Below are 11,553 nucleotides of genomic sequence, written 5' to 3' on the forward strand. Positions count from 1 at the left end.
ATTGGGCCGTTGGCAACGCACTACCGTTGTTGCACAACGCGTTTTGCAGGGAGGACAGGCCGTGGCGCGGACCAGTAAACAACATGTCATAGCTGATCCCCTGCTCCGCACTCGCTTGTTCTTGATGATGGCGCTTCAAACGGCGGTGTGGGGCGCCTGGGCGCCAAAGCTATTTCCTTACATGACGATGCTTGGCTTTAGTGCGGCGGAACAGGCGGTCGTCGGTAGCAGTTGGGGTATCGCGGCTGTTATCGGTATCTTCGTTTCGAACCAATTTGCCGATCGCAACTTCGCGGCAGAGCGCTTCCTGTGCGTCAGCCATCTTCTGTCTGGGCTCTGTCTGATCGGGGCGGCTTTCTCGCAAAGCTTCGCCGGTTTCTTCGCCTGTTACCTCGGTTACAGCTTGCTGTATGTTCCCACCATCTCGGTCGCGAACTCGATAGCTTTCGCCAGCTTGCCCGATCCGGCACGCGATTTCGGGACGGTTCGCATGGGCGGCACGGTAGGCTGGATTCTCGCAAGCTGGCCGTTCATTTTCCTGTTGAGCGCGCATGCGGATGCGGAACAGGTGCGGTGGATTTTCCTGGTGGCGGCAATTATTTCTTTCGCCATGGCGGCCTTCTCGCTGACTTTGCCCCATACGCCGCCGAAACTGGACGGGTCTGTCGATCAACTGGCGTGGCGGCGCGCTCTCGGCTTGCTGCGCCAACCCTATCTCGCCGTGCTTTTCCTCGTCACTTTTCTCGATTCGGTCATACATAACGGCTATTTCGTGCTGTCCGATGCGTTCCTGACCGATCGTGTCGGCATTGCGGGCAATCTCAGCATGGTCGTCCTGAGTCTTGGACAGTTAGCGGAAATATTGACGATGCTGGTGCTCGGGAGGGTGCTGGCAAAGTTGGGCTGGCGCACGACGATGGTCATCGGGATACTCGGACACGCAGCCCGCTTCGCGATTTTCGCGTTCGCCGCCGACAGCGTACCGCTTATCATCGGGGTGCAACTGCTGCACGGGATTTGCTACGCATTCTTCTTCGCAACGGTTTACATCTTTATCGACGACGCGTTTCCCAAGGATGTGAGAGTGAGCGCGCAGGGTTTGTTCAACCTGTTGATCCTGGGCGTCGGCATGGTGGTGGCGAGCTTCCTGTTCCCCTATTTGGCAGCGCTGCTCAGCAGCGAGGTGGTCACGGAGACCGGACGTCGCATGGTGGTCGATTATCGCACGCTGTTCCTGGTGCCCACCGGACTGGCGCTTGTCGGCGCACTGCTTCTCGGCTTTGCCTTTCGTCCTCTCTCGCGCGGACCCAAGGCCGCCATTGAGGATGAGGCTCCGTATCTGAGCATGGACCCGGGGGCGGCGACGCCATGAGCGGAAAGACGCATCCTGCTCCCGTTCGCATGGCGATGGTCGGCGGGGGAGCCGGTTCCTTTATCGGTCCTGTGCATCGGATGGCCGCTCAGCTCGACCGTCAGATCGTGCTGGTGGCGGGTGCGTTCAGCCACGATCCGGATCGTTCCGCCGCCACCGGGCGCAGTCTTGGCCTGGAGGACGACCGTATCCATTCCGACTGGCGCGCCATGCTCGCTGCCGAGGCAGCGCGCGAGGACGGTGCCGAGTTGGTGGCGATCGCTACCCCTAATCACTTGCATTTGCCCATAGCGCTCGCCTCGCTTGCCGCAGGTTTCCACGTGGTCTCCGACAAGCCGGCGACGGCCACGCTCGCCGAAGCGCTTGAGCTTCGCGATGCGGTCTCGGCGACCGACCGGATTTATACGCTGACCTACACTTATACGGGTTACCCGATGATACGCCGCGCCAGAGAGATGGTGGCGAACGGCGCGCTGGGCGACATTCGCAAGATAGTCGTCGATTACCCGCAAGGCTGGCTGGCCGAACCCATCGAGACCGAGGGCAACAAGCAGGCCGCTTGGCGCGCGGACCCCTCCCAGGCGGGAGTCGGGGGATGCATCGGCGACATCGGCGTTCATGCCTTCAACCTTGCCGAATATGTCAGCGGGGCAAAGGTGGCCGCGTTCGTGGCCGATCTGGCGGCCGTCGTTCCGGGGCGCTTGCTGGACGATGATTCCAATCTGCTGCTGCGCTTCGACAATGGGGCGCGCGGCGCACTCCTCGCTTCCCAGATTGCGACAGGAGAACGCAACAACCTGACCCTGCGGGTTTACGGATCGAAAGCTGGGATGGTCTGGAGCCACGAGACCGCGACAAGTTTGACGATCAACTATCTGAATGGCGAGACACGAATCCTCCACGACGGCGCCGACGGCCGCTCGCGCTTGCCAGCCGGGCATCCCGAGGGTTTCATCGAAGCATTTGCCAACATCTATCGCGATACGGCCGCCGCCATCCGTGGCGCCCCCGGCATTGTTGACGCGCTGGTGCCGGGGATCGCCGCCGGCGTGCGGTCAATGCGGTTTGTCGAGCGCGCAGTGGCAAGCAGCGCGGCGCGTGCCGGATGGACAAATTTGGAAGATTGACAGTTTATGAAAACGCTAAAGGGCCCGGGCCTGTTCATCGCGCAGTTTGTGAATGAAACGCCCCCGTTCGACCGGCTGGATTCGATCGCCCGCTGGGCAGCCGAGCTGGGCTATAAGGGACTGCAACTCCCGACCGGGCAGGGCAGCTTCGTCGATCTCGAACAGGCCGCTGGATCGCAGGACTATTGTGACGAGATCACCGGTACGCTCGCTGCGCATGGGCTTGCGGTCACCGAACTATCGACTCATCTGCAAGGGCAGTTGATTGCTGTTCACCCGGCCTATGACCCGTTGTTCGACAGCTTCGCTGCGCCCGAGGTCCGGGGCAATCCGGTCGCGCGCACCGAATGGGCGGCCCGCCAATTGAAGCTCGCTGCAAAGGCGAGCCGCCGGATGGGGCTGGACGTCCATGTTACTTTCTCCGGTGCGCTGGCGTGGCCCTATATCTATCCATGGCCCCAACGACCGGCCGGGTTGATCGAAGAAGCCTTTGCCGAGTTGGCGCGGCGCTGGCAGCCATTGCTCGACTGTTTCGCCGATGAGGGCGTGGATCTCGCGTTCGAGCTCCATCCGGGCGAGGACCTGCACGACGGCGTGACGTTCGATCGCTTCCTTGATCTGGTCGGCGGTCACCCGCGCGCTGCCATCCTTTTCGATCCGAGCCACTTCCAGCTCCAGCAGCTCGATTACCTCTCCTTCATCGATCATTACCATGATCGGATCAGGGCGTTTCACGTCAAGGATGCCGAGTTCCGGCCGAACGGACGAAGCGGAACATATGGCGGCTACCAGTCATGGGTCGATCGGCCGGGGCGCTTCCGTTCGCTGGGTGATGGGCAGATCGATTTCCGCGCCATTTTCTCGAAGCTCGCTCAATATGACTTTGCGGGATGGGCGGTGCTCGAATGGGAATGCGCCATCAAACACCCGGAACAAGGCGCGCGCGAGGGCGCGCCGTTCATCGCAGACCATATCATCTGCGTGACTGACCGCGCATTCGACGACTTTGCCGCCGCGCAGAGTGATGCCGCCCGCAACCGCAAGCTTCTGGGACTTGCCGAATGACCTTGCTCGATCGCCGCTCGATCCTGTTTTCCGGCCTGGCCCTCGGCGCGATGGCCTCGACCCCGTCTTTCGCGCGGCGGCGCGGTTTCTTCGCCCGGCATGGACTGCCGGTCGGGGTTCAGCTCTATACCGTCGGGGCGGAGGCGGCGAAGGATCTGGACGGCACCCTGGCCCGGCTGGCCGCGATCGGCTACCGAACCGTGGAGTTGGCCGGACTGCACGGGCATAAGGCGACGGAACTGCGCCAGGCAGCGGACAAGGCGGGGCTGCGCTTCACCAGCATTCATCTCCAGGCGACCGCGCGCGGACGGGAACCGGGGATCGACAGCGACCCCGCCCGCATCGCGGCGGAAATGAACATCCTTGGCATCAAGGACGTCGTGCTGCCGTTAATGCCCTGGCCGGAGGGCGGACGGCCCAAGGCAGGCGAGGGAATTGGAGACTATCTGGCGCGTGTCGCTGCGACGCCGGGCGGCGATATCTGGAAACGAACAGCCGCGTTACTGAACGCGCGCGGCGCGCTGCTGAAGCGTGAGGGGCTACGCCTGGGTTACCATAACCATAATGTGGAGTTCGCCCCAGTCGATGGGCGGACCGGCTTCGACATCCTGATGGCTGAGACCGATCCTGCCCTGGTCAGCTTCGAGATGGACGCAGGCTGGGTCGTTGCGGCCGGGTTGGACCCGATCCACCTGCTGCGGCGCTATCCGCGCCGGTTTCGCCAGATGCATGTCAAGGATGTGTTGGACAGCACTGTCCGGAACTTCGCCATCAGGCAGGACCCGACTGAGGTCGGCAGCGGGATCATCCCCTGGGCCAAACTGCTGCCCGCCGCCTATGCCGCCGGCATCCAACAGTTCTACGTTGAGCAGGAACCGCCCTTCGCGGGACCCAAGTTCGATGCCCTCACAAAAAGCTTCGCCTACCTGACCGGCCAGATCTGAAAGCCTGTCAGCATGACTAGAAAACCCTGTCTTTCGGCCGGCCGCGGAACCTTGTTGTTGGGGCTGACGACATTCGTCGCGGCCTGTGCGATGAACGCGCGGCCCGGCAGCGACACCGTGTCGGATCGCGGTGACTGGCCGGTATATGCCGGAAATGCGAGCGGCGACCGCTATTCCGAGCTTGGCCAGATCGACACGCGCAACGTCGGCAAGCTGGAGCAGGTCTGGCGGGTCGATTTCGGTCCCGGCGGCTTGCAGACCACGCCGCTGGTCATTGGCGGTGTGCTATATGCCACGACCCCGGGGCAGAAGACCGTCGCGATGTCGCCGGAGACAGGCGCCAAGCTGTGGGAATATGATCCGGGTTCGCGAAGCACGCAACCGATCCGCGGCCTAGCCTATTGGCGCGAAGGCGCTGAAGCCCATCTGTTCACCAGCTATGGTTCTTACTTGGTGGCGCTATCGCCGGAAACGGGCCAGCCCATTCCCACTTTCGGCAAGGATGGGCGCGTCGATCTGCGCGACGAACTCGGCTGCGATCCCGCGACCATGGCGACATTCCTGACCTCTCCCGCTACGGTGTTCAAGGACCTCGTCATCGTGGGTTTCCGGACTTCCGAGACGGCGCCGGCGGCGCCCGGCAGTATTCGGGCCTATGATGCGCGCACCGGCAAACTGCGCTGGAAATTCGACGTCATCCCCCATCCCGGTGAGCCCGGCTACGATAGCTGGCCGACGGACGCATGGAAGACCGCTGGCGGGGCCAACAACTGGGCCGGAATGGTCGTCGATGAGCGGCGCGGTATCTTGTTCGTTCCCACAGGTTCTGCGGTGAACGACTTTTACGGCGCGGATCGGGTCGGCAATAATCTATATGCCAATTCGCTGATCGCGCTCGATGCCTCGAACGGGCGACGGCTATGGCACTTCCAGGGGGTCCACCACGACCTGTGGGACCGGGACTTTCCCTCGCCACCGGTATTGTTGACGGTCCGTCGTGGCGGAAAGCCGGTCGATGCCGTCGCGCAAGGATCGAAGCAGGGCATGCTGTTCCTGTTCGACCGCGTCACGGGCAAGCCGCTCTTCCCCATTGAGGAACGTCCCGTTCCCGCCAGCGACGTGCCCGGAGAAGTCGCCTCGCCGACGCAGCCCTTCGCGCTGACGCCTGCGCCATTCGCGCGCCAACATCTGACCGCCGACATGCTGACCAACCGCACCCCGGAAGCGCGCGCGGCCGCGGAAAAGGCGTTCGCCACTTTCAATAACAAAGGCCCATTCACGCCTTTGACGGTGGGCAAGCAGACGGTGGTTTTCCCAGGTTTCGACGGTGGAGCGGAGTGGGGCGGCCCTGCGGTCGACCGTCGGCGCGGGGTCATCTACATCAATAGCAACGATGTCGTGTGGACTGGCGGACTGGCTGAAACCAAGCCGGCGCCGGCTGCGGGGAACGGCGCCGCGCTCTATCAGGAGCAGTGTTCCGCCTGCCACGGCGCGAACCGCGACGGCGCCCCGCCAGAGTTCCCGCCTCTTACAAATCTTAGCCCCCGTTTGGACACAGCCCAGATCGCAGCCATTATCGCAGGCGGTAAGGGACGTATGCCGGGCTTTCCGCAAATTCCCCCCGCGGATCGCGCCGCCATCGCCAGCTATTTGGCAGGCGGCAGGGCCGAGGCGAGCAACGGCGAGCAGCGGGAAGCCGAAAGCGCCGCCCCGGCGGTGCAGCGGGCGCGCTACAGGTTCACCGGTTATCGCAAGTTCCTCGATGCCCAGGGCTATCCCGCCGTCGCCCCGCCATGGGGTACGCTCAATGCCATAGATCTCAACACCGGCAGATATCTGTGGAAGATCCCGTTGGGAGAGTATCCAGAACTCTCCGCAAAGGGCATGCGCGATACCGGATCGGAGAATTATGGGGGCCCCATCGTAACCGCGGGAGGGCTCGTGATCATCGGCGCGACGATTTACGATCGCAAGTTACGCGCGTTCGATAGCCGCACCGGCAAGCTGCTCTGGCAAACGGAGTTGCCTTTCGCCGGGGTCGCCACGCCGGTCACCTATATGGCTGGCGGTCGGCAGTTCATTGTCATCGCGACCAGCGGTTCGCGCAATCCCAAAGGGCCACAAGGCTCAGCCTATGTTGCTTTCGCATTGCCGACTGGTCGGTAAGTGCCAAGCCTTCCGAAGAACAGCGCCGAGTTGGCCGACTACATCTCAAACTGAGAGACTAGCAAGGTCAGCTGGTACGCCTTGGGCGCATCACTAAATCACTGCACGGAATTGCCGCTAAGCTGGGTTGTTTGCTGAAGTTTTCAGCGATGATCCTGGCCCGTCGCGCACGGCGGGCGAGACATACCGATTCGATCGGTCCAGCGCCTATCATGATGCCGACATGCTCGCGCTGTTCGTCGCTGGACTATGGGTCGTGACAAAGGCCAAAGCGGCGAGGCGGCGCGTTCTCGCTCCCCATCTGGCGAGCGACAAGGCCACGCCATAAAACCAGAATGGTTAAGCGCCCAATTTGAGGCGCAACTGACGCCGCTAGAGGCAAGGCGCGGCCAATATCAGTTGTTGGACGATTTATAGCTATTTTCAGTAGCTTAAGGAAAGGGCTGGCGGAGCGGGAGTCCGCAGTCCGCCATACTCAAACGTTCTCAGGCAATCAGAAAACCATTACTACATAGTGCTTTAGCAAAAAGCCGTTCTCAAGCGTTCTCGTCGAACCTTCTCCATTTCCAAAAATTTTGTTGGGCGGTATGTGGGGCGCTGATGTTGGGCGGGATGTTGGTTGATGAGCGGATTTAAACCTGCGGGAGTGCATCGGGAGAAGCGGCTGACGGCTGCTACGATTCGTACCCTGACAAAATCGGGCCTTCATGCCGATGGCAACGGCCTCTACCTCAAGGTGGACTCCAATGGGTCCAAGCGTTGGATACAGCGTATCGTCATCAATGGGAAGCGTCGGGACGTTGGGTTGGGCTCCACCGCTCTGGTAAGCCTCGCAGAGGCCCGTGAAGCGGCCATAGAGAACAAAAAGGCTGCGAGGGCCGGTACTGACCCCATCGCGGCAAAGAGGGCTGCACAGGCCGTCCTCACGTTTGAGGAAGCCGCTAAACGAGTCCATGAGCTCAACAAGCCAACCTGGCGCAATGAGAAGCACGCCAAACAGTGGATAGACACACTCGATAAATTTGCGTTCCCATTCATTGGCGGCAAGCGGATCAGCACGATCAGCAGTGCCGACATTCTATCCCTTTTGACCCCTATATGGACTAGCCATCCAGAGACGGCCCGCCGTGTTAAGCAGCGGGTGGGCACTGTCATGAAGTGGGCAGTCGCACACGGCTGGCGTACTGATAACCCTACTGAGGCAATCGGGCAGGCGCTGCCAAAACATGACCGTTCAAAGGTAAAGCATCGTGAGGCGTTGCCTTATGATCAAGTCGCATCTGCCATAGCGAAGGTCCGTGGAAGCGATGCGGGGATCACCACAAAGCTGGCGTTTGAATTCCTCGTTTTGACGGCCACCCGATCAGGGGAGACCCGTGAAGCAAAATGGGGTGAGTTCGACCTGACAAAGAAAGTGTGGACGATCCCAGCCACCCGCATGAAGGCGAAAAAAGCCCATGAGGTGCCCCTGTCTGATAGATGCCTCGCCATCCTTACGGAAGCTGAACAGCATAAGCAGGAAGGATCAGATTTGGTGTTCCCAGGCACCAAAGAGAACAAGCCGCTTTCGGATATGACCCTCTCCAAGCTGATGAAGGAATTGAAAATCGCGGCAGTGCCTCATGGCTTCCGATCTTCATTCCGTGATTGGGCAGGTGAGCAAACCCATCACTCGCGTGAAGTTATAGAGTTCGCTTTGGCCCATGTGATCAAGGATAAAGCTGAGGCGGCTTATGCTCGCTCCGCTTTGCTTGAGAAGCGTAGATTGCTCATGGATGATTGGACCAGTTTTCTAAATCAGAAATAGAAATTGTTCTGCTGAAAAAACAGCGACTTACATTTTTAGAAATTATAACAATTAAATGATTGATTTTCCTTGATTTTTTCCTTGACGGTCACTGCCGAAGCACCATTTTACACGCTATTGGCAGAATGGTGAGGTTATGGATCAGGACCGATATCTTAGGCGGAAAGAGGTAGAGGCGCTTACAGGCCTCTCCACCGCTTCTATCTACCGGCTTATGGCGGAAGGCCTCTTCGTTCGCCCATTCCGTGTGGGAAAGAATGCCGTCCGCTGGCGATATTCAGAGGTCAGTGAATGGCTATCCAGTCGCCCCAGAACCAAAGGAGGCTGGCTTTTAAGTCCCTCATTCTCATTCAACCCGTGAGGTCGAATCTGACCCCTATGATCTTTGGAGCATTAACGAGCAAACATTCTCCGTGGCTCATCATGGTATAATGAACAGGGCCGAACGAACAGCGCGTGTGAGTTTTGCCAGGATTTACCCTGAATCCTGCTTGCTTGTTCCTGATACCCATCAATAACCCGTATAATCTATATCATACAGGGAGTTTATGCTCATCGATCGTTGCTAAAGCTGAGGTATGTTTAAAATGCACCTGCTTCATCGAACAATATGTATAAACTCTTCTAAATATACCTAAACTCTTTATAATTAGTCATAAACTATGGACTAATTGGCTATAAAAAAATTGTGAGAAAAATGTTCTTTTAAAAGAAAAAGAAGAAGACAAGGAGAGAAGACGGGAAGAGGTTATTATCCATAACTTGTATCCTTTAGAGAGATAACGGATACAAGAACGGTGGAGACCTAATCGTATCAGGAACGGTTGCTCCCGGCGAAGATAGATTTCATGGGTCTCTTGCCACTACTGGCATAACCCTATGGAGTTACAATTTGCATTACCATCATGATACATTTTCTTCCGCATCACTGTTATTCCCCCGCGCGCCTGCGACTGCTGAAGCAATGGACGATGCTGTTTACCTTTCGCTTTCCAGCACTCCAACATCCGCTGAGGTGTCTTCGCTTATCGAAGCGCTTAGTACCGAGATAGAGTGCAGCAATGGGGCTCAGCGGAAATCACCCAAACTGAGGCGGGCGATAGGCGCACTACTTGCTGACCTGCTGCATGCTCCCCATGCCTTTCATTATCGTTCCCTGCACCCCAAGCCGTTCACGGGAAGTGAAATTGGATACAAGCCAACCAAGAAAGCCATCGATGGCTTGAAGGTCCTCGGCTACCTTGATGTAAGGCCAGGCTTTCGGCGCAGCGGACCATTGGCTCAAGATCAAAAGGCAACCCGGATTCGCTTACAGCTACAATTTCTGGATTATGCCAGCAGCTTTGGTGTTTGCCCTACAAAGTGGGGTGATCACTTCCTCGCTGCACCTATCGGCTCCTATAATCCCGAACCAATTCAACTTCGGGCGCAATCGGAGCGAAATGTGAGACGCAGGCGGCTAAGCGGCAAGCGGCTGGCCATCAACCCGGACGATGCAATAGCGATCAGAATGGGTAGGCGGGTGAACCGGATCAATAGCCTGCGCCCTACATATACACTTGCCGCAATTGAAACCGACGGCCCTGGCCTTTCCTGCGTCCGTTCTAATCGTGAGGTGCATGGTCTCTTCTTCCGCAGCTTCACTCAGATCAAGGGCGAGAAGAGTTCCTTGAACAAGGGGGGCAGGCTTTATTCCCAAGGGCGCTATCAGCAGTTTTCACGCAATGATCGAGCTACGATCACCATCGATGGCGAGGCAACGGTAGAGATCGATATTTCAGCATGCCACCTCACCATCGTTTATGCGAGAAACGGCATGAAGCTGGATGCATTTGCCGCTTACACCATTGATGGCTTTCCCCGCGCTGTCATCAAGTCCTGGGTTACTATGACGTTGGGCCACTCTAAGTTCCACCGGGCGTGGCCGAAAGCGACGGTGGATAGGATGTGGGACAAGTTCAATGGCGAGATCAATTTGAGGGATTATCCCATCAAGGATGTTGAAGCAGCCGTGTTAGCCAAACATCCGTTGTTGAGGGAGTGGCCTTCAAGTCCGATCCGGTGGGGCGATCTTCAATATGAAGAAAGCGAGGTCATGATCGATACAGTCTACACGCTTTCGGTGGAGCATGGCATTCCTGCTCTACCGGTTCATGACTCAATCATTGTTGCAGCTTCTAAGATCGAAACTGCGAAAGATGTGCTGATTGCAATGTTTGAAAAGCACATCGGCGTAAAGCCAATGCTCAAAACTGATTGAGTTGCGTACGGATGTGCCATCAACGGCGTTTTAAGGACCTTTAGGGCGCTGAAATAGACATTTGACTACATAAATAGCTCGAACGTATAAAAAGCCCTCAGAAAGCATCTGAGGGCGTTTTATTCAATGTTACATCATCGAGAGAGCTTTGATCTCAACTTTTCCATTCTCACGAAACTTGCGGCCTCATGGTCTGTGGAAAATGATTTCCCCATCGCCAGATATGATCTTCCGTCTGTGGTGATACCCAATTCAGTCAAATCCTCCGCTGTATAGGTCTTTTGAGGAATGGCCGCATCAGATGATGGGGCAACCTCATTGGGCATTTCAGAATTGAGATTCGCAGCGATGGAAAAGGACATGCAGTAGAGAACGATGCCGCTGATGAAGAGTGCCGCCCCTGCAATTGCCATCATCGTTTGCTGTTGTTGAAGGCCGATGTTTATGACCCTGCCGTCGCCATAACCGCCATAGCTACCGACAGCCACCGAGGGATCGAATATCAGCATGGCGTAGAGGAAGAGTGCTGCGCCAGCCGCTATGAGAATGATGCCATTCCGCTTCATACACGACCTCATTTTCTCAATGAGCGCTGGGATGCTTTCGGCACAGCATGGCGACCGCAATGGATTGATCAGATGCGGGGTCATCGTCAGCGATTTCTGACATTTCTCCTACAACCTTCTTTTTTCCTGCCTTTGTAAATGTGCCATGACGTGACCCCCGATTTTTCCTCCAGTTCGCGCTAGAGTCCGACCCCAAGGAAGGGACGGACGGAATGAAGCGGAAGCAGTTTTTGGAAGAGCAGATTA

Annotated in this window: 10 protein-coding genes; 9 read left to right on the forward strand and 1 reads right to left on the reverse strand. The window is 57.8% G+C overall.

The window, feature by feature from the left end:
* Positions 1-61: 61 nt before the first annotated feature.
* From ACFO3E_RS07040 to ACFO3E_RS07080, 9 genes are all read left to right on the forward strand, one after another.
* Positions 62-1,372, forward strand: coding sequence for an MFS transporter (locus ACFO3E_RS07040; protein ID WP_380803440.1), 1,311 nt, complete (start codon positions 62-64; stop codon positions 1,370-1,372).
* Positions 1,373-1,401: 29 nt separating this feature from the next.
* Entirely contained in the window at positions 1,402-2,499 is a 1,098-nt protein-coding gene (locus tag ACFO3E_RS07045; RefSeq protein ID WP_197486342.1) for a Gfo/Idh/MocA family protein, read from the forward strand.
* Positions 2,500-2,505: 6 nt separating this feature from the next.
* A complete protein-coding gene (locus tag ACFO3E_RS07050) occupies positions 2,506-3,564 on the forward strand; it encodes a sugar phosphate isomerase/epimerase family protein (protein WP_380803442.1) in 1,059 nt (352 codons plus the stop codon).
* A complete protein-coding gene (locus tag ACFO3E_RS07055; RefSeq protein WP_380803445.1) occupies positions 3,561-4,508 on the forward strand; it encodes a sugar phosphate isomerase/epimerase family protein in 948 nt (315 codons plus the stop codon). Before ACFO3E_RS07050 ends, ACFO3E_RS07055 begins: the two co-directional genes overlap by 4 nt.
* Before the next feature lie 12 nt (positions 4,509-4,520).
* The gene (locus tag ACFO3E_RS07060; RefSeq protein ID WP_380803447.1) at positions 4,521-6,674 is read left to right on the forward strand and encodes a pyrroloquinoline quinone-dependent dehydrogenase; all 2,154 of its coding nucleotides are present in this window, start codon (positions 4,521-4,523) and stop codon (positions 6,672-6,674) included.
* 127 nt (positions 6,675-6,801) lie between these two features.
* Positions 6,802-7,002 (forward strand): hypothetical protein, encoded by a 201-nt coding sequence (locus ACFO3E_RS07065; protein ID WP_380803449.1) that lies wholly within the window; start codon positions 6,802-6,804, stop codon positions 7,000-7,002.
* 294 nt (positions 7,003-7,296) lie between these two features.
* On the forward strand, positions 7,297-8,481 hold the full coding sequence (locus ACFO3E_RS07070) for a tyrosine-type recombinase/integrase (RefSeq protein WP_380803451.1): 1,185 nt from the start codon (positions 7,297-7,299) through the stop codon (positions 8,479-8,481).
* A 136-nt stretch (positions 8,482-8,617) separates the two neighbouring features.
* Positions 8,618-8,842: a helix-turn-helix transcriptional regulator gene (locus ACFO3E_RS07075; protein WP_380803453.1), complete on the forward strand. Its 225-nt coding sequence runs from the start codon at positions 8,618-8,620 to the stop codon at positions 8,840-8,842.
* A 531-nt stretch (positions 8,843-9,373) separates the two neighbouring features.
* Positions 9,374-10,741 (forward strand): hypothetical protein, encoded by a 1,368-nt coding sequence (locus ACFO3E_RS07080; RefSeq protein WP_380803455.1) that lies wholly within the window; start codon positions 9,374-9,376, stop codon positions 10,739-10,741.
* 134 nt (positions 10,742-10,875) lie between these two features.
* On the opposite strand, the gene ACFO3E_RS07085 is transcribed toward ACFO3E_RS07080, so the two are convergent.
* On the reverse strand, positions 10,876-11,307 hold the full coding sequence (locus ACFO3E_RS07085; protein ID WP_380803457.1) for a hypothetical protein: 432 nt from the start codon (positions 11,305-11,307) through the stop codon (positions 10,876-10,878).
* Positions 11,308-11,553 lie beyond the last annotated feature (246 nt).

Source organism: Sphingobium tyrosinilyticum (assembly GCF_042654265.1).
In the GTDB taxonomy this organism is placed as follows: domain Bacteria; phylum Pseudomonadota; class Alphaproteobacteria; order Sphingomonadales; family Sphingomonadaceae; genus Sphingobium; species Sphingobium tyrosinilyticum.

Excerpts from the sequence above, each read along its gene's own strand:
- ACFO3E_RS07060 (WP_380803447.1), top strand. The coding sequence starts at position 4,521 with ATGACTAGAAAACCCTGTCTTTCGGCCGGCCGCGGAACCTTGTTGTTG.
- ACFO3E_RS07075 (WP_380803453.1), top strand. The coding sequence starts at position 8,618 with ATGGATCAGGACCGATATCTTAGGCGGAAAGAGGTAGAGGCGCTTACA.
- ACFO3E_RS07085 (WP_380803457.1), bottom strand. The coding sequence starts at position 11,307 with ATGAAGCGGAATGGCATCATTCTCATAGCGGCTGGCGCAGCACTCTTC.
- ACFO3E_RS07070 (WP_380803451.1), top strand. The coding sequence starts at position 7,297 with ATGAGCGGATTTAAACCTGCGGGAGTGCATCGGGAGAAGCGGCTGACG.
- ACFO3E_RS07055 (WP_380803445.1), top strand. The coding sequence starts at position 3,561 with ATGACCTTGCTCGATCGCCGCTCGATCCTGTTTTCCGGCCTGGCCCTC.
- ACFO3E_RS07045 (WP_197486342.1), top strand. The coding sequence starts at position 1,402 with ATGGCGATGGTCGGCGGGGGAGCCGGTTCCTTTATCGGTCCTGTGCAT.
- ACFO3E_RS07050 (WP_380803442.1), top strand. The coding sequence starts at position 2,506 with ATGAAAACGCTAAAGGGCCCGGGCCTGTTCATCGCGCAGTTTGTGAAT.